This window comes from Pseudomonas sp. MOIL14HWK12:I1 (genome assembly GCF_000510705.1).
Lineage (GTDB): Bacteria > Pseudomonadota > Gammaproteobacteria > Pseudomonadales > Pseudomonadaceae > Chryseomonas > Chryseomonas oryzihabitans.
Map to the genome: position 1 here is coordinate 224,466 of NZ_KI783309.1, position 23,494 is coordinate 247,959.

Here is a 23,494-nt window from a genome sequence, read left to right on the forward strand (position 1 = left end):
GTAGACTGATGCGTCAATCCTATTTTTTCCCAGCATGAAGGTTCTGGCCATGCAGATCGCGGCGAACACGGCAGTATCCATCGACTACACCCTGACCAACGACGCCGGCGAAGTCATCGACAGCTCCGCTGGTGGTGCTCCGCTGGTGTACCTGCAAGGCGCGGGCAACATCATTCCCGGCCTCGAGCGCGCCCTGTCCGGCAAGCAGGCCGGCGACGAGCTGAAGGTGGCCATCGAGCCGGAAGACGCCTACGGCGAATACACCCCCGAACTGGTTGCCACCCTGGGCAAGGAAATGTTCGAAGGCGTGGACGAGCTGGAAGTGGGCATGCAGTTCCACGCCTCCGGCCCGGACGGCGCCATGCAGATCGTCACCGTGCGTGACATCGACGGCGACCAGGTCACCGTCGACGGCAACCACCCCCTGGCTGGCCAGCGTCTGAACTTCGACGTCAAGGTGGTCAACGTGCGTGCGGCCAGCGACGAAGAAATCGCCCACGGCCACATCCATGGCGAAGGTGGTCACCACCACTAAGCCTGGCCTCAGGCTCCTGCGACGCCCGTGTCCGGCCTTGCCGGCGCGGGCGTTGTCGTTTGTGGCGTCCGTGCGGGGTGGCCCTCACCCCAACCCTCTCCCAGGGGGAGAGGGGGCTGGTTGGATGATGCGGCCTAGGGTGGATGACGGCGCAGCCTCATCCACGGAGGCACGATGGCCGCGTGGAAAACGCTGCGCGGTTTTCCACCCTACCGGGCCAGGCTGCCTTGGGGACGCACCACCAGGGCCTTGTCGCCCCCTTCACGCACCCAGAACAGCGTCGCCCCAGCCACCGCGGCGGGCATGAACAGGGCGTTCAGGCCAGGGACCAGCAGCGCCAGGTAGGTCACCCCGCCAAAGCCCAGGCAGCGCAGGCGGCGGGTGCGCAGCCAGGCGAGCATGGCACGGAAGTCCAGCTTGTGGTTGTCGGCGGGAAAGTCGATGTACTGCACCGCCATCATCCAGACGCCGAACAGGATCCACAGCGGCGCGGCGATCAGGTTGAGGCCGGGGATGAAGGTCAGCACCAGCAGGCCCAGGGCGCGCGGCAGGTAGTAGCCCAGCTTGCGCAGTTCGCGCTGCAGGGTGCGTGGCACCATGGTGACCAGTTCGGTGAGGTTGAACGGCGGGAAGTCGTCCTGGCCGCGCACCATGACCTCGACCTTTTCCGCCAGAAAGCCGTTGAAGGGCGCCGCCACCAGGTTGGCCAGCATCGTGAAGGTAAAGAAGATGATCGCCAGCAGCAGGAGCACGAACAGCGGCCAGAGCAGCCATTCGACGAAGCTCGCCCAGGCCGGCAGGCTCGGCATCAGCTGCTCCAGCCAACCCTCGAAGCCGCGCACGGCAAAGGTGAGAATGGCGGCGTAGAGCAGCAGGTTGATGGTCAGCGGGATGACCACGAAGCGGCGCATGCCGGGGCGGGTCACCAGGCGCAGCCCTTCGGCGAAGTAGGCGGAGCCGGACAGCGGAGCGACAGCCATGAAGATTCCTGACAGGTGGCGGGAGGCACAGCTTACCTCAGGGCTCCCTGGCCGAAGCGGTCGACATAGGCGCGCCCTATGGTCTGGATTTAGAATGGTCGCTTCTGTGGAGGGGCGGCACCCGGTACGCTGAGCCCCATCCCTGGACCCGGTGTCCGCCTATCGGCGCCGGTCGCGCCGTCGCCAGGAGCGACCGGCGCTTGCGGAACGGCTCCGCACGCACACCGGCCGGCATGCCCCCAGGGCGCGCCGGCCACTCTACTCTTAGGTCTGCCGGAGACCCCGGCAGGGAGAATGTCATGTCTGAAGTCAGCAACTCGCGCCATTCGCGTCTCATCATCCTCGGTTCCGGTCCGGCCGGTTACACGGCCGCGGTCTATGCCGCCCGTGCCAACCTCAAGCCGCTGCTGATCACCGGCATGCAGATGGGCGGCCAGCTGACCACCACCACCGAGGTCGACAACTGGCCGGGTGACCCCCACGACCTGACCGGTCCGGCGCTGATGGAGCGGATGCGCGAGCACGCCGAGCGCTTCGAGACCGAGATCGTCTTCGATCACATCAACGCCGTGGACTTTGGCGGCAAGCCCTACACCCTCAAGGGTGACAGCGCCACCTACACCTGCGACGCCCTGATCATCGCCACCGGTGCCAGCGCCCGCTACCTGGGCCTGGCCAGCGAGGAGGCCTTCATGGGCAAGGGCGTGTCCGCCTGCGCCACCTGCGACGGCTTCTTCTATCGCAACCGCGAGGTGGCGGTGGTCGGCGGCGGCAACACCGCGGTCGAGGAAGCCCTGTACCTGGCCAACATCGCCAGCAAGGTGACCCTGATCCACCGCCGCGAGACCTTCCGCGCCGAGAAGATCCTGCAGGACAAGCTGCGTGCCCGGGTCGCCGAGGGCAAGATGGCGCTCAAACTCAACGCCAGCGTCGACGAGGTGCTGGGTGACAACATGGGCGTCACCGGCGTGCGCATCAAGAACAACGATGGCAGCAGCGAAGAGCTGCAGGTGGCCGGTCTGTTCGTCGCCATCGGCCATACCCCCAACACCGGGTTGTTCGAAGGCCAGCTGGAGACCCACGACGGCTATCTGGTGGTGAAGGGCGGCCGCGAGGCCAATGCCACCGCCACCAACGTGCCGGGCGTGTTCGCCGCCGGCGACGTGGCCGACCACACCTACCGCCAGGCCATCACCTCGGCCGGTGCCGGCTGCATGGCGGCGCTGGACGCCGAGCGCTACCTGGATGGGTTGGGCGATCTCCAGGTCCTCTAAGGCCTGATCGACGCCTGACAAAGAAAAACCCCGGCACTGGCCAGGGTTTTTCGTTTTCGGAAGCTTCCGGCGTGCGACAAGAGCTGGCCTGGCTGCCTTGACGACCCTTCTGGAAATGCAAAGAGCCCCGGCCATTTGGTCGGGGCTCTTTGTTCTGGGGGTTCCCTCACCCCGGCCCTCTCCCAGGGGGAGAGGGGGAAGGCGTGCCTCTTACTTGCCGTAGACCGGCAGGCGAGCGCAGACGGCCTTGACCTTTTCACGGACGGCGTCGATCACCGATTCGTCGCCCATGTTGCCGAGGATGTCGCAGATCCAGCCGGCCAGTTCGCGGCACTCGGCTTCCTGGAAGCCACGGGTGGTGACGGCCGGGGTGCCGATGCGCAGACCGGAGGTGACGAAGGGCGAGCGCGGATCGTTCGGCACCGAGTTCTTGTTCACGGTGATGAAGGCGCGACCCAGGGCGGCGTCCGCGTCCTTGCCGGTGATTTCCTGCTTGATCAGGCTGAGCAGGAACAGGTGGTTGTCGGTGCCGCCGGAGACGACGTCGAAGCCACGCTCGATGAACACGCCGGCCATGGCCTGGGCGTTCTTGATCACCTGCTGCTGGTAGGTCTTGAACTCGGGCTGCAGGGCTTCCTTGAAGCACACCGCCTTGCCGGCGATGACGTGCATCAGCGGGCCGCCCTGGGCACCGGGGAAGACCGCCGAGTTGAGCTTCTTCTCGATGGCTTCGTTGGCCTTGGCCAGGATCAGGCCGCCACGCGGACCGCGCAGGGTCTTGTGGGTGGTGCTGGTGACCACGTCGGCGAAGGGGACCGGGTTGGGGTAGACGCCGGCGGCGACCAGGCCGGCGAAGTGTGCCATGTCGACGAACAGGTAGGCACCCACGGCATCGGCGATGGCACGGAAGCGGGCGAAGTCCAGCACCTGGGAGTAGGCGGAGTAGCCGGCGACGATGACCTTGGGCTTGTGCTCCTGGGCCAGGCGCTCGACCTCGGCGTAGTCGATCAGGCCCTGCTCGTCGATGCCGTACTGCACGGCGTTGTACAGCTTGCCGGAAGAGGACACGGTGGCGCCGTGGGTCAGGTGACCGCCGTGAGCCAGGCTCATGCCGAGGATGGTGTCACCGGCTTCGATCAGCGCGAGGTAGACGGCCGAGTTGGCCTGGGAGCCGGAGTGCGGCTGGACGTTGGCGTAGTCGGCGCCGAACAGCTGCTTGGCGCGGTCGATGGCCAGTTGCTCGACCACGTCGACGTATTCGCAGCCGCCATAGTAGCGCTTGTGGGGATAGCCTTCGGCGTACTTGTTGGTCAGCACGCTGCCCTGGGCTTCCATGACCGCCGGGCTGGTGTAGTTCTCCGAAGCGATCAGCTCGATGTGATCTTCCTGACGCTGGGCTTCCTGCTGCATGGCGGCATACAGGTCGGCGTCGAAGCGGGCGAGGGTGGTTTCACGGCTGAACATGGCGGCAGGGTCCCCTGAGGCATGGCGAAGAGCGAGCCCGATCGGGCTCGTGAGGGGCAGTATTCTACCCCATCGCGGGAACTCTGAGGTATGAGCGCCGGTCATGCGGTGGCGCCATCGGTCTCATGTCAGGACCGGAAACAGCCCCTGGTGCTCCAGCCGTTCGCGCAGCAGATCCGGCGGCAGCGGACGGTCGAAGAGGAAGCCCTGCACCTCGTCGCAGCCATGCAGGCGCAGGAATTCCAGTTGCGCCGGTTCCTCGACGCCCTCGGCGATCACCGAGAGATTGAGGCTGTGGGCCATGGCGATGATGGCCCGGGCGATCTGCGCATCCTGCTCGCCGTGGGGCAGGCCGTCGACGAAGCTGCGGTCGATCTTGAGGATGTCGATGGGGAACTGCTTGAGGTAGTTGAGCGAGGAATAGCCGGTGCCGAAGTCGTCCACCGCGATGCACAGGCCCAGGCTCTTGAGTTCGCCGAGCAGTTGCAGGGCCTCGCCGACGTCGCGCATCAGGATGCTCTCGGTCAGTTCCAGTTCCAGGCAGGCCGGCGCCAGGCCGGTCTCGGCGAGGATCGCGGCGATGCGCTGGCCGAGCTGGCCGTCGCTGAATTGCCGCGCGGAGAGATTCACCGAGACCTTGGGAATGCGCACCCTGGCCGCGTGCCATTCGCGCATCTGCCGGCAGGCCTCGCGAATCACCCAGTCCCCGACCTGGACCACCAGGCCGATCTCTTCGAGCACCGGGATGAATTCCGCCGGCGAGACGTGGCCGCGCACCGGATGCTCCCAGCGCAGCAGGGCCTCGACCCCGGTCAGGCGCCGGTTGTCGCAGCGGTACTGCGGCTGGTAGTGCAGGCGGAATTCGCCCTGCAGCAGGGCGTGCCGCAGATCGGCTTCCAGTTCCAGGCGTTCCAGGGCGCGGGCGTTCATCTCGGCCTGGTAGAACTGGAAGTTGTTCTTGCCCATCTCCTTGGCGTGGTACATGGCGGTGTCGGCGTTCTTCATCAGCTGGCTGAGCTCATGGCCGTCCTGCGGCGAGAGGGCGATGCCGATGCTGGCGGAGACGAAGAATTCGCGGCCTTCGAGCACGAAGGCCTCGGACAGCTGGGTGAGGATCTGCTCGCCGACGCGGATCGCCTGGGCCAGGGCCACCTCGCGGGTTTCCAGGCCCGACAGCAGCAGGGTGAATTCGTCGCCGCCCATGCGCGCCACGCTGTCCTCGGTGCCCACGCAGGCGGTCAGGCGCATGGCCACCTCCTTGAGCAGGCGGTCACCGGCGGCGTGGCCGAGGCTGTCGTTGATCGGCTTGAAGCGGTCGAGGTCGAGGAACATCAGCACCACCCAGCTGCCGTTGTGGCGACTCTGCTGCAGGGCGTTGTGCAGGCGGTCCTGGAACAGGGTGCGGTTGGGCAGCAGGGTCAGGGCGTCGTAGTAGGCGAGGCGATGGATGCGTCTTTCGCTGGCCTTGCGCTCGCTGATGTCGACAAAGAAGCAGACATAGCTCATCAGGTCGCCGTCGTCGTCGCGGATGGCGGTGATGCCGACCCAGGAGGGGTAGGGCTCGTTGTCCTGGCGTCGCTGCCAGAGTTCGCCTTCCCAGCTCTCCTGGGTGCGCAGCTGCTGCATCACGTGCTGCAGCTGGTTGGCTTCCTGCTTGTCCGCGCAGAGCATCATCGGCTGCTGGTCGAACACCTCTTCGGGGCTGAAGCCGGTGATGCGGGTGAAGGTGCGGTTGACCCGCACGATGTAGCCGGCCGGGTCGGTGACCAGGATGGCGCCGGCGGAGTGGTCGAAGACCGTGGCCGCCATGCGCATGTCCTTTTCCGTGCGGCGCTGGGCGGAGATGTCGCGGCAGATGCCGAGCAGGCCGGCGAAGCGCTCGTGGTCGTCCCACAGCGGCTTGAGGCGCAGCTCGATCTGCAGGGTGTGACCCTGGGCGTGCAGGCAATCCAGCAGCAGGGGCGCGAAGTGTTCCCGGCGCAGCTCGGCCAGGGCGCGCGGATCGTCGAGGCTGCGCAACAGCCGCTGCAGGGTGCGGCGGAATTCCTGCAGCTGGCGCGAATGCACCACCAGCTCGGCCAGGGTGCGCTGTTGCAGCTCGGCGACGGGATAGCCGAGCAATTCCTCGACCGAGGGGCTGAGGTAGTTGAGCACCAGCTGGGCGTCGGTGGTGAAGATGACGTCGCTGATGCTTTCCGCCAGCTGCCGGTAGCGATTCTCGCTCTCGCGCAGGCGCTCGCTGGCGCGGACCATGTCGGTGACGTCCAGGGCCAGCCCCACCACGCTCGCCGCGCTGCCGTCCGCCGCACTGGCGAGGCGTTGCTCGCGCACGTCGAACCAGCGCCAGCCGCCGTTGCGGTGCTGCCAGCGCAGGAGGCTGCTGCTGGGTTGGTCGGACAGCGTCGGCCGCATGCTGACCACCCGCTCGTGCAGCTCGACGTCGTCCGGGTGCAGGCGCGCGCGACCGAGGCTGGCGAAGGCCTCCGGCGGATAGCCGAGCTTGAGCGCCAGCGAATGACTCTCGTAGGTCAGCTCGCCACTGGCCACGTCGTAGGTGTAGAGGGTGTCGGGGATGGCGCTGATCAGATTCGACCAGAAGCTGTCGCGCTCGAGCAGGCGCAATTCGCCGAGCTTGCGCTGGGTGATGTCGGTGAGGCTGAGCAGGGTGGCATCGAGGTGCTGGGGATCGGCCGGCAGGTGCATGGTCAGCCAGAGATGGCGCTCGCCCTCGGCGGTGTCGATGCAGGTCTCGAGTTCCAGCACCTGCTGGCCGGAGAGCAGACCGGCCAGCAGGCGGTAGCGCTTGCCGCCGAGCTGGACGCGGGAGTCACCCACCAGCCGCGCCCAGGCCTGGTCCAGGTGGCCGATGCCGAGCATTTCCAGGGCGCGCTGGTTGATCTCGGTGATGCGCACCTGACGGCCCAGGGCATCCAGGGCCTCGGGCTGGCGGGCGAACAGCTCCGCCAGTTGCTCGGGACGTTCCAGGCCCAGGGCGTGCATGTGGGGATGGACGGCGCTCAGATCGACCACGCAGATGCCGGTGTGCACCCCGTTGAAGATGCTTTCGTAGCGCTGCCGGGTGGTCTGGATGGTCTCCAGGTTGCGCTGCTGCTCGGTGACGTCGCGCAGCACCCAGACGAAACCGTCCTGGGTCTGGGTGCGATCGCGCAGGACGCGGGCGCTGGGCTGGCTGGCCGCCAGGGCATGGCAGCTGACCGCGAAGCGCCGCGGCTGGCCTTCCACCACCAGGGTGACCAGGGCACCGCCGTCACGTTCGGCGGGCGTCAGGGCCACCACCTCGGGCAACAGACTGGCGAGGAAGAACTGCTGGGCGTCATCGGCGGCGATGCCCAGCAGGCGGGCGGCGGTGGCGTTGACATGGACCAGGCGACCGTCGGCCTGGGTCATGCAGACGGCTTCCTCGATGCCGTTGAGGGCGATGCCGGCCAGGCGCAGGCCGCGTCGCGAGGCGAGGGTCAGGGCGCGCAGGCCACGTTCTTCGCGCAGCAGCAGGTAGAGCAGGATGACCGCCACCAGGCCGGACAGGCTGAACAGCGCCAGGCGGCCGAAGGAGGCTCCCAGCAGGGTGGTGCCCATGTCTTCGGCGGGATGGCTGCCCACCACCTGCCAGTTGCTGTAGGCCAGCTCCTGGCGTACTTCATCGCGGCTGTCCGCCGCCGGGGTCGCCCCGCCGCGGAACAGCAGGGTGCCCTGGGCGCGATCTTCCAGGCGCCAGTCGAGGCCGGACGGGACCCGGGTCGGCCGCCACAGGGGTTCGAGCAGGGGGGCGCTGGTCAGCACCCACCAGCCCCGCTGCTCCTCGCGATCGCCGGCCAGCAGCACATAGAGGGGCGCCGCCGCGGCCTCGGCATTGTAGCCGTAGCGGAAGTCGGCCTGGCCGGCGCGCGCGATCAGTTGCTGGATGAAGGCGGCGTCCGGCGTATCGCCCAGGCGGGCGGCGCGCAGAGTGGCGTTGGCCGGCAGCCAGCGCACCTGTTGCAGCCCGGGAAAGAAGTCCTGGAGGCCGAGCAGCAGGTTGGGAGCCAGCGGCAGGGTAGGGTCCAGCGACCAGCGCAGGGTGCTGCGCACCGCCTGGGCCTTGAGCGCCAGGCCGAATTCGACGGTGTTGGCCAGTTGCTGGGTCAGGCTGTCCAGCTGTTCGCGCCGCAGGGCCTCGCGCTCGGCCACGCTGGCGAAGGCCTGCCAGAACATCAGGGCCAGCATGGCCACCAGCGAAAGGACGAGCAGGCCGCGGGTGAGGCGTCGCGAGGCGGGGGCGAGCGGCGCTTCCGGCAGCGAGGAGGGCGGGCTGTTCACGACGGACTGCGTTCCTGCAGAGGCGATGGCCGTTCGGCTGCGCCCGATTCCGCGGGGCAGGGATGGCCTATGATAAGGGACCGGACGGTGTCTCCGCCGGTTTTTTCCGCGTGATCAGCGCCGGCGCTTTCGTCGCGCGGGGTTTCGACAGCGTTCGCTGCTGACGCCATACTGTGTCCCCTGTTTTTCATTCCGGTCCCAAGGTCCCACCATGGCTCAATACGTCTACACCATGCATCGGGTCGGCAAGGTCGTGCCGCCCAAGCGTGAAATCCTCAAGAACATCTCCCTGTCGTTCTTTCCCGGCGCCAAGATCGGCGTGCTCGGTCTGAACGGTGCGGGTAAATCGACGCTGCTGCGCATCATGGCCGGCGTCGATACCGAGATCGAAGGTGAAGCGCGTCCGATGCCCGGTATCAATGTGGGTTATCTGCCGCAGGAACCGAAACTTGATCCCGAGCAGACGGTTCGTGAGGTGGTCGAGGAAGCGGTCGGTCAGATCAAGCAGGCCCAGGCCCGCCTGGACGAGGTCTATGCCGCCTACGCCGAGCCGGATGCCGACTTCGACGCCCTGGCCGCCGAGCAGGCCAAGCTGGAAGCCATCCTCCAGGCCGCCGACGGCCACAACCTGGACCGCCAGCTGGAAGTCGCCGCCGACGCCCTGCGCCTGCCGGCCTGGGACGCCAAGGTCGGGGTGCTCTCCGGTGGCGAGAAGCGCCGCGTGGCCCTGTGCCGCCTGCTGCTGTCGGCTCCCGACATGCTGCTGCTGGACGAACCCACCAACCACCTGGACGCCGACTCGGTGGCCTGGCTGGAGCACTTCCTCCACGACTTCCCCGGTACCGTGGTGGCCATCACCCACGACCGCTACTTCCTCGACAACGTCGCCGGCTGGATCCTGGAACTGGACCGTGGCCAGGGCATCCCCTTCGAGGGCAACTACTCCGGCTGGCTGGAATCCAAGGCCGCGCGCCTGACCCAGGAAGCCAAGCAGGAAGCCGCCCATGCCAAGGCCATGAAGGCCGAACTGGAATGGGTGCGCTCCGGTGCCAAGGCCCGCCAGTCCAAGTCCAAGGCCCGCCTGCAGCGCTTCGAGGAAATGCAGTCCCAGGAATTCCAGAAGCGCAGCGAGACCAACGAGATCTACATCCCCGCCGGCCAGCGCCTGGGCGACAAGGTCATCGAGTTCAAGAACGTCAGCAAGGGCTACGGCGATCGCCTGTTGATCGACGACCTGAGCTTCGTGGTGCCCAAGGGCGCCATCGTCGGTGTCATCGGCGGCAACGGCGCGGGCAAGTCGACCCTGTTCCGCATGATCATGGGCAAGGAGCAGCCGGATTCGGGCAGCATCGAGATCGGCGACACCGTGCAACTGGCCAGCGTCGACCAGAGCCGCGAGAACCTGTCCGACACCAAGACCGTCTGGGAGCAGGTCTCCGATGGCTCCGACGTGATCAAGATCGGCAACTACGAGGTACCCTCGCGCAGCTATGTGGGTCGCTTCAACTTCAAGGGCGCCGACCAGCAGAAGTTCGTCAAGGACCTCTCCGGCGGTGAGCGCGGTCGTCTGCACCTGGCGCTGACCCTCAAGCAGGGCGGCAACGTGCTGCTCCTGGACGAACCCTCCAACGACCTGGACGTGGAAACCCTGCGCGCCCTGGAAGACGCCCTGCTGGACTTCCCCGGCGCGGCCATCGTGATCTCCCACGATCGCTGGTTCCTCGACCGCATCGCCACCCACATCCTCTCCTACGAGGATGACTCCAACGTTGTGTTCTTCGAAGGCAACTACACCGAGTACGAAGCCGATCGCAAGAAGCGCCTGGGCGAGGCCGCGGCCCAGCCCAAGCGGGTGAAGTACAAGAAGCTGGCCTAAGCGCCAGGATCAACGCCGGCGGGGCCACCTGCCGGCGTTTTCTTTTGTGCCCTCCGCAGCCGCCAGCGTCCTGCGGCTGCGGAGGGATTGCCAGCCCCGAGGAAGAAAGCCCGATGCCGTCCAGCCGTTCCCGCCTGTTGCTTTCCCTGCTCACCGCGGCCCTGGCCACCCCGGCCCTGGCCGACGAGATCCAGGTCGCCGTGGCCGCCAATTTCAGCGCGCCGCTCAAGGCCATCGGCGAGCGCTTCGCCCAGGACACCGGCCATCAGCTGGTGATTTCCAGCGGCGCCACCGGCCAGCTCTATGGCCAGATCAGGAATGGCGCGCCCTTCGCGGTCTTTCTCTCCGCTGACGACAGCACCCCGGCCAAGCTGGAAAGCGAGGGCGCGGCGGTCAAGGGCTCGCGCTTCACCTATGCCATCGGCACCCTGGCGCTCTGGTCGCCCAAGCCCGGCTATGTGGACGGCGACGGCGCGGTGCTCAAGCAGAACGCCTTCACCCACCTGGCCGTGGCCAATCCCAAGACCGCGCCCTATGGCCTGGCCGCCAGCCAGGTGTTGGCCAAACTGGGCCTGACCGAGGCGGTCGCGGCCAAGCGGGTCGAAGGCCAGAACATCACCCAGACCTACCAGTTCGTCGCCACCGGCAATGCCGAGCTGGGCTTCGTCGCCCTGTCGCAGATTTACGGGGACGGCAAGATCAAGGAAGGCTCGGCCTGGATCGTGCCGGCCGAGCTCTATGCGCCGATCCGCCAGGACGCCGTATTGCTGGACAAGGGCCAGGACCAGCCGGCGGCCAAGGCGCTGCTGGCCTATCTCAAGGGCCCCCAGGCGGCCGCGGTGCTCAAGGCCTACGGCTACCGGCAGTGACGCCATGAGCCTGAGCGCGGCGGACTGGGCGGCGATCCGCCTGACCCTGGAACTGGCCAGCGTGACCACCCTGCTGCTCCTGGTGTTGGGTACGCCCCTCGCCTGGTGGCTGGCGCGCACCGGCTCCCGGCTCAAGGGGCCGGTCGGCGCCCTGGTGGCTCTGCCGCTGGTGCTGCCGCCCACGGTGATCGGCTTCTACCTGCTGCTGGCCATGGGGCCGGAGGGCTGGGTAGGGCAATTGACGGAGGCGCTGGGGCTGGGGCGGTTGCCCTTCACCTTCGCCGGGCTGGTGGTGGGTTCGCTGTGCTATTCGCTGCCCTTCGTGGTGCAGCCGCTGCAGAACGCCTTCGAGGCCATCGGTCCGCGCCCGCTGGAAGCGGCGGCCACCCTCAGGGCCAGTCCCCTGGATACCTTCTTCCACGTGGTGCTGCCGCTGGCGCGGCCGGGCTTCGTCACCGCCGCCATCCTCGGCTTTGCCCATACCGTGGGCGAATTCGGCGTGGTACTGATGATCGGCGGCAACATTCCCGGGCGCACCCAGGTGGTCTCCACCCAGATCTTCAATCATGTGGAAGCCATGGAGTATCCCCAGGCGCACCTGCTGGCCGGGGGCATGCTGGCCTTCTCCTTCGTGATCCTGCTGCTGCTCTATGGGCGCCGTAGGCGGTCGGCCTGGACATGAGTCTCGCTGCGCGCTTCGAATTGCGGCATGCCGACTTCGTGCTGGACGTGGACCTCGCCCTGCCCGGCAGGGGCGTCACCGCGCTGTTCGGTCCCTCGGGTTCGGGCAAGACCAGTTGCCTGAGGTGCGTGGCCGGACTCGAGCCCGCCGCCCGTGGCCGCCTGGTGGTGGCGGAAGAGACCTGGCAGGACAGCGACCGCGGCCTGTTCCTGCCGCCGCACCGACGCGCCCTGGGCTACGTCTTCCAGGACGCCAATCTGTTCGAGCACCTGGACGTGCGCCGCAACCTGCTGTTCGGCTGGAGGCGGGTGGCGCCCGCCGCGCGCCGGCTGGAACTGGAGCAGGTCGTCGAGTTGCTGGGCATCGAAGGACTGCTCGCGCGGATGCCGGCGCGCCTGTCCGGCGGCGAACGCCAGCGGGTCGGCATCGCCCGCGCGCTGCTGACCAGTCCGCGGCTGCTGCTGATGGACGAACCCCTGGCGGCGCTGGACGCCGAGCGCAAGGCCGAGATCCTGCCCTACCTGGAACGCCTGACCCGGGAGCTGGCGCTGCCGATCCTCTATGTCAGCCATGCCCCCGATGAGGTGGCGCGGCTGGCCGATCACCTGGTGCTGCTGGAGCGGGGGCGGGTGCTGGCCAGTGGGCCGACCACCGAGGTACTGGCGCGCCTCGACCTGCCCATCGCCCTGGCCGACGACGCCGGGGTGGTGCTGGAAGGGCGGGTGCTCGGCCATGACCCGGACTATGGGCTGCTCAGCCTGGGACTGGCGGGCGAGCAGCGCGTGCTGCTGGCCCATGCCCCGCTGCCGCCCGGGCAGTCGCTGCGCATCAAGGTGCTGGCACGGGATGTCAGCCTCAGCCTGGAACGCCAGCACAGCAGCATCCTCAATGTGCTGCCGGCCATCGTCGCCGAGATCGCCCCGACCCGTTCGCCGGCCCAGGTGCTCTTGCGCCTGGACCTGGGCGGCACGGCGCTGCTGGCGCGGATCACCCGCTATTCGCTGGAGCGGCTGGCGTTGCAGCCGGGGAGTCGAGTGTGGGCGCAGCTCAAGTCGGTGGCGGTGCTAGCCTGAACCTGGGGTTGGCCCGAGCCGCTCCAGCAGAAAGTCCACCAGCGCCCTGACCGCCGCCGGCAACTGGCGATCCGGCGGATAGAGCAGCCAGGCGGTGCCCTGGTAGGGGCCGAGGTATTGCCAGTCGGATAGCACCCGCCGCAGGCGGCCGTCGGCCAGACCGGCTTCGGCGGCGAAGGCCGGCAGGCAGGCGATGCCCAGGTCGGCGAGAATGGCTTCCAGGCGCACCCCGCTGTGGTTGCAGGCCAGGCGGCCGCGCACCGTCACGCTTTCCACCCGGTCGCCGCGGCGCAGTTGCCAGCGCTGGTCGCCCGGGGTTTCGCCCAGGTAGAGGCAGTCGTGCTCGGCCAGCGCCTGGGGCTGCTGGGGCGTGCCGCGGCGTCCGAGATAGGCCGGGCTGGCGCAGAGCACGAAGTCCATCTCGCGCAATGGCCGGGCGACGAAGCCGGCGGGTGGCTGCTCGGTGATGCGCACCAGCAGATCCTGATCGTCGGCGATGGGATCCAGCGGACGGTCGTCCAGGCGCAGTTGCAGATCCACCTCGGGATAGCGCTGGAAGAAGTCCGGCAACAGCGGAGATATCAGCCGGTAGCCGACCGCCTTGGGCACCGCCAGCCGCACCTGACCACGGGGCTCCTCGCGATGCTGCAGACCGCTGTCCAGCGCCGCACCGGCGGCGGCCAGCAGCTGGCGGCAGTGGCCGAGCACCTCGCGGCCGGCCTCGCTCAGGCGCAGCTGACGGGTGGTGCGTTGCAGCAGGCGTACGCCCAGCTCCCGCTCCAGTCGCGCCACCTGACGACTGACCGCCGAAGGCGTGGCGTCCAGCAGGCGGGCGGCGGCGGTGAAGCTGCCGGTCTCCACCACCTTGGCGAAGGCGACCAGGCAGGGCAGCAGAGGGAGGGCGCGCACGAGATCCATGCCAAGTCCGTGGGAAGCAATGGGGCTGGAAAGACTGGCATTGCTTCCCTGGCGGAACAAGAGCTGTGCACGCGAACAGGCTTATCGCGCCTACCGCGAGACGGGCACACTGGCGGCCTGATCCAGGGAGAAGCCGTCATGTCGTCACGCCCCACCTTCGGCCTTGCCGAAGGCCTGTTGCTCGCCACCGCCCTGGTCTGGGGAACCAGCTACGCCGTGGTCAAGGACGCCGTGGTGCTCTATCCGGTGCTCGGCTATCTGGCGCTGCGCTTCTGTCTCACCGCAGCGCTGCTGCTGCCCACCCTGAGGGGCGAGGGCCGGCGGGCCTGGCGACCCGGGGTGCCGACCGGTCTGCTGCTATTGGCGATCTTTCTCGCCGAGACCTATGGCGTGGCCCTGACCAGCGCCAGCAACGCCGCCTTTCTCATCAGCCTGTGCGTGGCCCTGACGCCCTTCGCCGAATGGTGGTTACTCGGTCAGCGCCCCGAGGCTCGCGCCCTGGCCGCCGCGGCCCTGGCTGTGGCGGGCGCCGGGTTGCTGACCCGTGGCGTGACCCTGAGCTTCAACCTGGGTGATGGTCTGATCCTGCTGGCAGCCGTATTGCGCGCGGTCAATGTCTGCGTGGTGCGCCGGCGTCTGCAGCAGGCCAGTGCCCCGGTACCGGCCCTGGCACTGACCGCGGTACAGACCGGGGTGGTCGGCCTGGCCTGCCTGCTGCTGTTCGCCCTCGGCCCGGGCCTGGCGCCGCTGCCCGTACAGCCAGGCTTCTGGCTGGCCACCGGCTACCTGGTGCTGTTCTGCACCCTGGGCGCCTTTCTCGCCCAGAACTTTGCCCTGGGCCGCACCAGCGCCACCCGCGTCGCCCTGCTGATGGGCGCCGAGCCGCTGTTCGGTGCGCTGTTCGCCAGCGTCTGGCTGGACGAACGCCTGGGCCTCTGGGGCTGGCTGGGCGGCCTGCTGATCGTCGTCGCCTCGCTGTGGGGGACGTTGCCGCGGCGGGCGCCGGACTATTCGGAACCAGCTATTCGAACACGATCCGCGGGAAGTAGAAGCTGACTACCCAGTTGGGTACGTCGACGATCTCGCTGATGCGCAGGTCGCCACACACCGAGCAGAGCAGATAGGCCTGTTCCGCCGGCAGGTTGCGGCTCTGCCCGAGCCAGCCGATGGCGCCGCTGACGGCCATGCGCGCCGCCGCCAGCAGGTCGGGTCCAACCCCGATGAAGACCTCGTAGCCGGCGCCGTCCAGGTGGCGGGTGACCGGCCCCGGGGTGCTGAAGCGCGGCATGGCCAGGGGTTGCCCCTTGATCAGCTCGAAGGTGGCGGTGACCGCCATGGCGGTCTCGATGGCGGTGCCGCAGACCTCGCCATCGCCCTGGGCGGCATGGGTGTCGCCAATGGAAAACAGCGCCCCGGCGACCTCCACCGGCAGGTAGAGGCTGGTGCCGGCTGCCAGGTCGCGGATATCCAGATTGCCGCCCACCCGTCGCGGTGGCACCACCGAGTGCAGACCCGGCGCCGCGGGCGCCACCCCCAGGGTGCCGGCGAAGGGCTTGAGCGGGACCCGCGCCAGCTCGCCGAAGGCGGCCGGCGTCTGACCACTGCGGTCGTACTGCCAGAGTTGCAGCACCGGGTCCGGAAACTGGTCGGCGAGCAGGCCGAAGCCGGGGATGTTGGCGGTCCAGCCAAAGCCGCTGGGGGTGAAGCTGTCCAGCGTCACCTTGAGCACGTCGCCCGGCTCGGCACCCTCGATCCACAGCGGACCGCAGACCGGATTGACCCGCTCGAAGGGCAGGGTGGCGATGTCGGCGGCGCTGGAGTGGCCGTGGAAGTGGCCGTCCGCCGCGTCGCGGCAGGCAAAGCTGACCGTTTCGCCCGGCGCGACCTCCAGCGCCGGGGGGAGGCTGTGGTCCCAGCCGCAATGGCAGTGCTGGCTGTGCAGGGTCTTGATCATCTGAAGCCTCCGCGGCGGGTCTGTGCCTAATGGACGGCGTCGTTGGCCTTGAATTCCGTGGTCCGGCCGCTGAGCCTGAGGAAGGCCAGCACGGCCAGGCCCAGCACCATCCAGCAGCTGCCACCGACCTTGGCGTAGACGTCGGCGTTGAACAGCACATAGGCGAGGATGATGAAGCCGATCAGCGGGACCAGCGCATGGAGCAGCGGGCGACCGGCGCCGCGGTGGTGCCAGGCCACTGCCACATGCAGGAGCAGGAAGGCGGTCAGCGCACCGAAGTTGCACATGGAGGCGAGCAGATTGATCTGGCCGACAAAGAACAGCCCCAGTACCAGGCTCAGGGCCGCCACCAGCAGGATGGCGCGTTGGGGCACGCGCGTGACCGGATGGATCTGGCGCAGGAACTGCGGCAGCTGGCGATCCCGGGCCATGGCGAACAGCAGGCGCGAGGTGGCGGCCTGGGCCACCAGGGCGTTGGCGATGGCGGCGCCGATGGCTACCGCCAGGGCGATCACCACCTGCAGCCAGGGACCGGCAATCAGCCGACCGATCTCGTAGAAGGCGTTGTTGGAGGCGTCGGCGTCAGGGTACTGGATCAGATTGGGTTGCAGCAGCGCGGCCAGCCAGGTCTGCACCATGAACAGCGCCGCCACCAGGGTCAGGGCCAGCAGGGTGGCGCGGCCCACCACGCGGCTGCCGCCGCGGGTTTCCTCGGAAAGGGTGGAGATGGCGTCGAAGCCGAGAAAGGACAGCACCGCCACCGACAGGGCGCTGAAGATCAGCGGCAGGGAGAATTCCTGGGGGTTGTACAGCGGCTTCAGGCTCCACTCGGCGTCGTTCACGCCGCGGCTGATGGCCAGCGACGCCAGCACCACGAACACCAGCAGCACCGCCAGCTGGCCATAGAGGAACAGCCGGTTGGCACGGGCGGTGGTCTCGATGCCGCGCAGGTTGACCAGGGTGTTGAGGCCGACGAAGAAGAGGATCCACAGCGGCTGGGGAAGCGCCGGGATGACGTTGGCCATGGCGTTGGCGCCGATCACATAGAGCAGGGTGGGCACCAGCAGGTAGTCGAGCAGGATGGCCCAGCCGGCGAGAAAGCCCAGGGCCGGGTGCAGGCCGCGGCCGACGTAGGCGTAGACCGAACCGGCCACCGGGAAGGCGCGCGACATCTGCTGGTAGCTGACCGCGGTGAACAGCATGGCGACGAAGCCGATCAGGTAGGTGAGGGGCACCATGCCGTGGCTGGCATCGAACACCCCGCCAAAGATGGAAAAGGGCGCGATGGGCACCATGAACACCAGGCCGTAGATCAGCAGGTCCTTCAACCCGAGCTGGCGCCTGAGTTCCTGGGTGTAGCCGAAGCGGGCGAGGTCGGCGGCGTCGCCGGACGGAGCGTGCTGAGTCATGGGGGCTTCCTCGAAGGGGCGGGTTAGGCTCGACTCTAGGCCAGGGTGGGGCCTGGCCCCATCCGCAAAAGTGCTAGGTTTGCAGCAGTGCTGTCGCGACTGGCAGAACCTTTGCTTCGCGTTCCCCATCGCGATCCAGGGGAGGAGCTCCAAGATGCATGCCGATCTGCTTACCGTCAGCAGCCGCCTCGCCGGACTGCCCACGCTCGACGCCTGTCTGGATGCCGTCCAGGCCAGCGCCGACCACCTGGGGTGCAAGGCGCTGATCTACGACTATGCCCCGGTGCCCCTCAGTCACGAGGGCGTGCTCATCACCCCCTCGGTATTCAAGGTGCGCAACGCCCCGGCGGACATGCAGGCCTTCTGGTGCGAGCGCGGCTATTACCAGATCGACCCGGTGCAGCAATGCGCCAGTCGGCGCGCGGCGCCCTTCGTCTGGTCGTTTCGCAGCGAAACCCGCAGCGCCCTGCGCGAGTACCTGGGTGACAGTCACCGCCCGGTCACCTGCTATGTGCGTGACAGCGGCCTGGCCACCGGGGTGACGGTGCCGCTGCACCTGCCGGGCGGTGCCTTCGCCACCCTGACCGGCATCCTCGATGCCGATGCGCGGGACGCCGAGGCCGCCGGCGAAGCCTGCCTGGGCGCCTTCCTGGTGCTGGCCCATGCCTTCCAGGCCCGGGCCGACGAACTGCTCGCGCCGGCCGAACGCCGCTGCGGTCAGGTCCGCCTGACGCCGCGCGAGCGCGAATGCCTGCAGTACTCGGCCAAGGGCCTCACCGCCAAGCGCATCGCCGCGACCCTCAACCGCTCCACCGCCACGGTCAACCTGCACCTCAACTCCGCCGCCCGCAAACTGGGCGCGCGCAACCGGGTCGAGGCGGTGGTGCGGGGCTTGCACTATCGCCTGGTCGAGGTCTGAGCGACTTGGCCGGATCCGTGGGCTGATCGACCTTGTGACACCCTCGCTGCGGCCCGACACTGGAGCCTCATCTGCCCAGGAGTGTCCCATGAGCGCCGCCCGTCCTCCCGTCCCGCCCTTCACCCTCGAATCCGCCCGGCAAAAGGTCCGTGCCGCCGAAGACGGCTGGAACAGCCGCGATCCGGCCAAGGTGGCCCTGGCCTATACCGCCGACAGCCGCTGGCGCAATCGCAGCGATTTCCTCCAGGGCCGCGCCGCCATCGAGGCCTTTCTCACCCGCAAGTGGCAGCGCGAGCACGAGTACCGGCTGATCAAGGAACTCTGGGCCCATGACGGCGCGCGTATCGCCGTGCGCTTCGCCTACGAATGGCGGGACGAAGATGGTCAGTGGTACCGCGCCTACGGCAACGAGAACTGGCACTTCGACGACCAGGGCCTGATGGCCGAGCGCCACGCCAGCATCAACGACCTGCCGATCACCGAAGCCGAGCGTCTGTTTCATTGGCCCCAGGGGCGGCGCCCGGATGACCATCCCGGCCTGAGCGACCTGGGTCTCTAACCTGAGGCAGGTGGCTACCCCGGGCGCGCCGGGTCCTGTACAAGGACCTCTGGCCGCCTGGACCCCAAGACGATGCACTACCGCAACCTGCTCCGCCGCCTCGACCTGGTCTCGCTGCAGCTGCTGCTGGCGGTGCACGAGGAGGGCACCCTGACCCGCGCCGCCGAGCGCGAGATGATCGCCCTGTCCGCCGCCAGCAAGCGACTGCACGACCTGGAGCGCTCGCTCGACATCGAACTCTTCGAGCGCAACGCCAAGGGCACCACCCTCACCCCGGTCGGCGAGACGCTGCTGCATTACGCCAAGCGCATCCTCGCCGACGTCGAGCGCATCAGCATCGATGTCGGCGAGCACCTGCAGGGCGTGCGCGGCTACGTGCGGATGATGGCCAACATCTCCGCCATCATCGAATTCCTCCCCGAAGACCTGCAGGCCTTCACCGTCGGCCATCCCCAGGTCAAGGTCAGCCTGGACGAACGACCCAGCGCGGGGGTGGTGAAGGGCGTGCTGGAAGGCGCCGCCGACCTGGGCATCTGCTCCTCGGACACCGATACCCGCGGCCTGCTGGCCGTGCCCTACCGGCAGGACACCCTGGTGGTGGTGATGCGTCCGGATCATCGCCTGGCCGCACGCCCGCGGCTGGCCTTCGCCGAGACCCTGGACGACGACCACGTCGGCCTGCACGCCGACAGCTTCATCAACCTGCGCACCAAGGCGGCCGCACGCAGTCACGGCAAGGCCCTGCGCCTGCGCATCCATGTGCCCGGCTTCGATGCCGTGTGCCGCATGGTGCAGGCGGGCTTCGGCCTGGGCGTGCTGCCGCTGCAGGCCTTCGAGCTCATCGGGCGACCGCTCGGGCTGATCGCCGCGGCGCTGGATGACGACTGGTCCCAGCGCAGCCTGGCGCTGGTGGTGCGCGACGTCGAGTCGCTGTCGCCGGTCAGCCGGCTGCTCTACGACCACCTGCTGGACGTGTGAATCGGGTCTTCGCGATCTGCGAAGACCCCTTGCCGAAAGACGTTAACCACCGACTGCACTATTGTCCTAGCATCGGCCTCATTCCAATAACAAAGAGAGGCTAGGCCACCATGACGGCTCTCACCGGACTCCGTGTCATCGAGATCGGCACGCTCATTGCCGCCCCCTTCGCCGCTCGGCTGATGGCCGAATTCGGCGCCGAGGTGATCAAGATCGAAGCCCTGGACAAGGGCGATCCCCTGCGCAAGTGGCGCAAGCTGCACGAGGGCACCTCGCTCTGGTGGTACCTGCAGTCGCGCAACAAGAAGTCCCTCGCCCTGAATCTGCGCTCCGCCGAAGGCGTGGCCCTGGTCAAGCAGCTGGTCGAGGGCGCCGACGTGCTCATCGAGAACCTGCGCCCGGGCGCCCTGGAAAAGCTCGGCCTCGGCTGGGACGTCCTGCACGCCCTCAATCCCAAGCTCACCCTGGTGCGCATCTCCGGCTACGGCCAGACCGGCCCCTATCGTGATAGACCCGGCTTCGGTGCCATCGGCGAGGCCATGGGCGGCATCCGCTACACCACCGGTACCCCGGGCGTGCCGCCGGCGCGGGTCGGGGTCAGCCTCGGCGATTCCCTGGCCTCCATGCACGCGGTGATCGGCGCCCTGATGTCGGTGCTGCGGGTCAAGACCGGCCAGGGCGACGGCCAGGTGGTCGATGTCTCCCTGGTCGAGAGCGTGTTCAACGTCATGGAAAGCCTGGTGCCCGAATACTCCATGCTCGGTCATGTGCGCGAGCGCACCGGCGGGGCGTTGCCGGGCATCGCGCCGTCCAACACCTATCCCACCGGCGATGGCGGTTTCGTGGTGATCGCCGGCAACAGCGATCCCATCTATGTCCGGCTGATGCAGGCCATCGGCCGTCCCGATCTGGCCGAGCGCCCGGACCTTGCGCAGAACGATGGGCGCGCCCGCCACTGCGAGCTGATCGACGAGGCCATCGCCGCCTGGACCGGCAGTCGCGGCATCGACGAGGTGCTGGAGATCCTCGAAGGCGCCGAGGTCCCGGCCGGTCGCATCTATTCGGCCGCCGACATCGTCGCCGATCCCCATTACCAGGCGCGGGAGATGCTGCTGGACACCACGCTGCCCGACGGCGCCACCCTGAAGATGCCGGGCATCGTGCCCAAGCTGTCGGCCACTCCGGGCCAGGTCAACTGGCAGGGTCCGACCCTCGGTCAGCACACCGACGGCCTGCTGGCCGAACTGGGGCTGAGCGAAGCGGACATCCAGCGACTCAGGCAGGGCGGGGTGGTGCAATGAGTACCGAACGCCTGATCGTCCAGGAAGTCGCCCCCCGCGATGGCTTGCAGATCGAGCCGAGCTGGGTGGAAACCACCGACAAGATCGCTCTGATCGACGAGCTTTCGGCGCTGGGTTTCTCGCGGATCGAAGCCGGTTCCTTCGTCTCGCCCAAGGCGGTACCCATGCTGCGCGACGGCGAGGCGGTGTTCCAGGGCATCGCCCGCCGGCCCGGGGTGACCTACGTCGCCCTGGTGCCCAATCTCAAGGGCGCCCAGCGTGCCCTGGCGGCCGGCGCCGACGAGCTTAACCTGGTGCTCTCCGCCAGCCAGACCCACAACCGCGCCAACATGCGCATGAGTTGCGAGCAGTCCCTCGCCAGCTTCGCCGAGGTGGTGCAGCTGGCCAAGGGGCAGGCGGTCTCGCTCAACGGCACGGTGGCGACCACCTTCGGCTGCCCCTTCGAAGGGCGCATCGACGAAGGCTGGGTGTTCGAGCTGGTGCAGCGCTATCTGGCGCTGGGCATGACCGGCATCACCCTCGCCGACACCACCGGCATGGCCAATCCGCGGCAGGTCGCGCGGATCGTCCGCCAGGTGCTGGAACTGATTCCGGCGTCCGCCCTGACCCTGCATTTCCACAACACCCGCGGCCTCGGCCTGTGCAACGTGCTGGCGGCTTATGAAGCCGGCGCGCGCCGCTTCGACGCCGCCCTCGGCGGCCTCGGCGGCTGCCCCTTCGCGCCCGGTGCGTCCGGCAACATCTGCACCGAGGACCTGGTGAATCTCTGCGTGGAAACCGGAGTGGAGACCGGAATCGACCTGGAGCGGCTGATCGCGCTGTCGCGCACCCTGCCGGCGCTGCTCGGCCACGACACCCCCGGTCAGCTGGCCAAGGCCGGTCGCAACTGCGATCTGCATCCGCCGCCCGCCGCCACTGGCTGAGCCGCCCCCGTTTTCATTCGTTCGCCCTGACTACAACAACAAAGGAGCGCCAGCCTGGCCGCTCCCGGGAGACCGCTATGTCCTCATCCGCAACCTCCGCCGCCCTGGCGGCCACCGAACAGGCCATCGTCCGCAAGGTCGCCTGGCGGCTCATGCCGCTGATCATGGTCTGCTACCTGTTCGCCTTCTTCGACCGCATCAACATCAGCTTCGCCAAGTTCCAGCTGCAGGCGGACCTGTCGCTGAGCAACACCGCCTATGGCCTGGGCGCGGGACTCTTCGTGGTGGGCTATGTGCTGTTCGAGGTGCCCAGCAACATGATGCTGTACAAGGTCGGCGCCCGGCGCTGGATCGCCCGCATCATGATCTCCTGGGGCATCGCTACGGCGCTGATGATGTTCGTCACCGCCGAATGGCAGTTCTATGTGCTGCGCTTCCTGATCGGCGCCATGGAGGCCGGCTTCGCGCCGGGCATCCTCTACTACCTGACGCTGTGGTTTCCACAGAGCTATCGCGGGCGCATCACCTCGACGCTGTTTCTCGCCTCGGCCTTTGCCGGGCTGATCGGCGCCCCGGTCTCGGGGGTGATCCTCGGGCAGATGGACGGCCTGCTCGGCATGCGCGGCTGGCACTGGCTGTTCCTGGTCGGTGGCATCCCCTGCGTGCTGCTCGGCGTGCTGGTGCTGCGCCTGCTGCATGACCGCATCGCCGATGCGCCCTGGCTCAACGCCGACGAGAAGACCTTCCTGGCCAGCCGCATCGCCCGCCATGAAAACAACAGCCACGGCTCGCTGCTGGCGGCGATCCGGCTGCCGGGCTTCCTGCTGCTCGCGGTGATCTACTTCCTGATCCAGGTCGCCTCCTATGGCCTCAACTTCTGGGCGCCGCAGCTGATCCGCAGCGCCGGTACCGAGAGTCCCACCCTCATCGGCCTGCTGACCGCCGTGCCCTACGTGTTTGGCGCCATCACCATGGTGGTGGTGGGACGGCTGTCGGACGCCAGCGGCGAGCGGCGCAAGTTCGTCTGCGGCCTGGTGATCGCCGGCGCCCTGGGGTTCTTCAGCGCAGGACTCTTCGCCGACCACACCCTCTTCCTGATCCTGTCCCTGGCCTTGATGGGCGCTGGCATCATCGCCGCCATCCCGACCTTCTGGTCGCTGCCGCCGAAACTGCTGGCCGGCGCCGGCGCAGGCGCCGCGGGGGGCATCGCCCTGATCAACACCCTGGGGCAGGTCGGCGGCATCGTCAGTCCGGTGATGGTGGGCTACATCAAGGACCTGACCGGCAGCACCACCCCGGCGCTCTATCTCATCGGCTGCACCAGCCTGCTGGCCGCCGGCCTGATGTTCTGGGCGCTGCCGCAGAGCCTGCGGACCTCGGACAAGCTCGGCGCCCGCAAGCCCGAGCCCGCGCCGGTCGAGGACGCCACGCTGCTGGGCGACAAGCGCCCCCACAACGCCTGA

Annotated in this window: 19 protein-coding genes; 13 read left to right on the top strand and 6 right to left on the bottom strand. The window is 68.2% G+C overall.

The window, feature by feature from the left end; all coding sequences use genetic code 11:
• The first annotated feature begins 49 nt into the window (after nucleotides 1-49).
• Nucleotides 50-535, top strand: coding sequence for a peptidylprolyl isomerase (locus PSEK12I1_RS0122145; RefSeq protein WP_027598438.1), 486 nt, complete (start codon nucleotides 50-52; stop codon nucleotides 533-535).
• A gap of 209 nt (nucleotides 536-744) precedes the next feature.
• Here the strand turns inward: PSEK12I1_RS0122145 and cysZ are convergent, their stop codons facing one another.
• A complete protein-coding gene (cysZ, locus tag PSEK12I1_RS0122150) occupies nucleotides 745-1,515 on the bottom strand; it encodes a sulfate transporter CysZ (protein ID WP_027602951.1) in 771 nt (256 codons plus the stop codon).
• Nucleotides 1,516-1,814: 299 nt separating this feature from the next.
• Here cysZ and trxB point away from each other — a divergent pair, with 299 nt between their 5' ends.
• Nucleotides 1,815-2,789, top strand: a complete 975-nt coding sequence (gene trxB, locus PSEK12I1_RS0122155; protein WP_027598439.1) for a thioredoxin-disulfide reductase — start codon at nucleotides 1,815-1,817, stop codon at nucleotides 2,787-2,789.
• Nucleotides 2,790-2,999: 210 nt separating this feature from the next.
• On the opposite strand, the gene glyA is transcribed toward trxB, so the two are convergent.
• The gene (gene glyA / locus PSEK12I1_RS0122160; protein WP_027602952.1) at nucleotides 3,000-4,253 is read right to left on the bottom strand and encodes a serine hydroxymethyltransferase; all 1,254 of its coding nucleotides are present in this window, start codon (nucleotides 4,251-4,253) and stop codon (nucleotides 3,000-3,002) included.
• Nucleotides 4,254-4,376: 123 nt separating this feature from the next.
• Complete coding sequence (locus PSEK12I1_RS0122165) at nucleotides 4,377-8,570, bottom strand: EAL domain-containing protein (RefSeq protein ID WP_027602953.1); 4,194 nt, start codon at nucleotides 8,568-8,570, stop codon at nucleotides 4,377-4,379.
• Between the two features lie 211 nt (nucleotides 8,571-8,781).
• Here PSEK12I1_RS0122165 and ettA point away from each other — a divergent pair, with 211 nt between their 5' ends.
• The 4 genes from ettA to modC all read left to right on the top strand — a co-directional run bounded on the left by ettA (nucleotide 8,782) and on the right by modC (nucleotide 13,070).
• Nucleotides 8,782-10,446, top strand: coding sequence for an energy-dependent translational throttle protein EttA (gene ettA, locus PSEK12I1_RS0122170; RefSeq protein WP_007162716.1), 1,665 nt, complete (start codon nucleotides 8,782-8,784; stop codon nucleotides 10,444-10,446).
• Nucleotides 10,447-10,559: 113 nt separating this feature from the next.
• On the top strand, nucleotides 10,560-11,315 hold the full coding sequence (gene modA / locus PSEK12I1_RS0122175) for a molybdate ABC transporter substrate-binding protein (RefSeq protein ID WP_027602954.1): 756 nt from the start codon (nucleotides 10,560-10,562) through the stop codon (nucleotides 11,313-11,315).
• 4 nt (nucleotides 11,316-11,319) lie between these two features.
• The gene (modB, locus tag PSEK12I1_RS0122180) at nucleotides 11,320-11,997 is read left to right on the top strand and encodes a molybdate ABC transporter permease subunit (protein ID WP_027602955.1); all 678 of its coding nucleotides are present in this window, start codon (nucleotides 11,320-11,322) and stop codon (nucleotides 11,995-11,997) included.
• Nucleotides 11,994-13,070, top strand: a complete 1,077-nt coding sequence (gene modC, locus PSEK12I1_RS0122185) for a molybdenum ABC transporter ATP-binding protein (protein ID WP_037007307.1) — start codon at nucleotides 11,994-11,996, stop codon at nucleotides 13,068-13,070. The genes modB and modC overlap by 4 nt, the downstream gene beginning before the upstream one ends.
• Here the strand turns inward: modC and PSEK12I1_RS0122190 are convergent.
• On the bottom strand, nucleotides 13,062-13,988 hold the full coding sequence (locus tag PSEK12I1_RS0122190) for a LysR family transcriptional regulator (RefSeq protein WP_027602957.1): 927 nt from the start codon (nucleotides 13,986-13,988) through the stop codon (nucleotides 13,062-13,064). The genes modC and PSEK12I1_RS0122190 overlap by 9 nt on opposite strands.
• A 138-nt stretch (nucleotides 13,989-14,126) precedes the next feature.
• Here PSEK12I1_RS0122190 and PSEK12I1_RS24045 point away from each other — a divergent pair, with 138 nt between their 5' ends.
• Nucleotides 14,127-15,044 carry a DMT family transporter gene (locus PSEK12I1_RS24045; protein WP_037007308.1) on the top strand — a complete coding sequence of 306 codons (918 nt, stop codon included), beginning with the start codon at nucleotides 14,127-14,129 and terminating at the stop codon, nucleotides 15,042-15,044.
• On the opposite strand, the gene PSEK12I1_RS0122200 is transcribed toward PSEK12I1_RS24045, so the two are convergent.
• Together PSEK12I1_RS0122200 and PSEK12I1_RS0122205 are read right to left on the bottom strand one after the other, a co-directional pair.
• Nucleotides 15,010-15,942, bottom strand: a complete 933-nt coding sequence (locus PSEK12I1_RS0122200) for an acetamidase/formamidase family protein (RefSeq protein WP_027602958.1) — start codon at nucleotides 15,940-15,942, stop codon at nucleotides 15,010-15,012. The two genes, PSEK12I1_RS24045 and PSEK12I1_RS0122200, sit on opposite strands and share 35 nt — an antisense overlap.
• Before the next feature lie 26 nt (nucleotides 15,943-15,968).
• A complete protein-coding gene (locus PSEK12I1_RS0122205; protein WP_027602959.1) occupies nucleotides 15,969-17,351 on the bottom strand; it encodes an APC family permease in 1,383 nt (460 codons plus the stop codon).
• A 154-nt stretch (nucleotides 17,352-17,505) separates the two neighbouring features.
• On the opposite strand from PSEK12I1_RS0122205, the gene PSEK12I1_RS0122210 reads away from it, so the two are divergent.
• From PSEK12I1_RS0122210 to PSEK12I1_RS24050, 6 genes are all read left to right on the top strand, one after another.
• Nucleotides 17,506-18,270 carry a LuxR family transcriptional regulator gene (locus tag PSEK12I1_RS0122210; protein WP_027602960.1) on the top strand — a complete coding sequence of 255 codons (765 nt, stop codon included), beginning with the start codon at nucleotides 17,506-17,508 and terminating at the stop codon, nucleotides 18,268-18,270.
• 88 nt (nucleotides 18,271-18,358) lie between these two features.
• Nucleotides 18,359-18,829, top strand: a complete 471-nt coding sequence (locus tag PSEK12I1_RS0122215) for a nuclear transport factor 2 family protein (RefSeq protein ID WP_027598449.1) — start codon at nucleotides 18,359-18,361, stop codon at nucleotides 18,827-18,829.
• 72 nt (nucleotides 18,830-18,901) lie between these two features.
• Entirely contained in the window at nucleotides 18,902-19,807 is a 906-nt protein-coding gene (locus PSEK12I1_RS0122220; RefSeq protein ID WP_027602961.1) for a LysR family transcriptional regulator, read from the top strand.
• A 110-nt stretch (nucleotides 19,808-19,917) separates the two neighbouring features.
• Nucleotides 19,918-21,108 (top strand): CaiB/BaiF CoA-transferase family protein, encoded by a 1,191-nt coding sequence (locus PSEK12I1_RS0122225; RefSeq protein WP_027598451.1) that lies wholly within the window; start codon nucleotides 19,918-19,920, stop codon nucleotides 21,106-21,108.
• Nucleotides 21,105-22,031 carry a hydroxymethylglutaryl-CoA lyase gene (locus PSEK12I1_RS0122230; protein WP_027598452.1) on the top strand — a complete coding sequence of 309 codons (927 nt, stop codon included), beginning with the start codon at nucleotides 21,105-21,107 and terminating at the stop codon, nucleotides 22,029-22,031. The genes PSEK12I1_RS0122225 and PSEK12I1_RS0122230 overlap by 4 nt, the downstream gene beginning before the upstream one ends.
• A gap of 77 nt (nucleotides 22,032-22,108) precedes the next feature.
• Nucleotides 22,109-23,494, top strand: coding sequence for an MFS transporter (locus PSEK12I1_RS24050; RefSeq protein WP_037007309.1), 1,386 nt, complete (start codon nucleotides 22,109-22,111; stop codon nucleotides 23,492-23,494).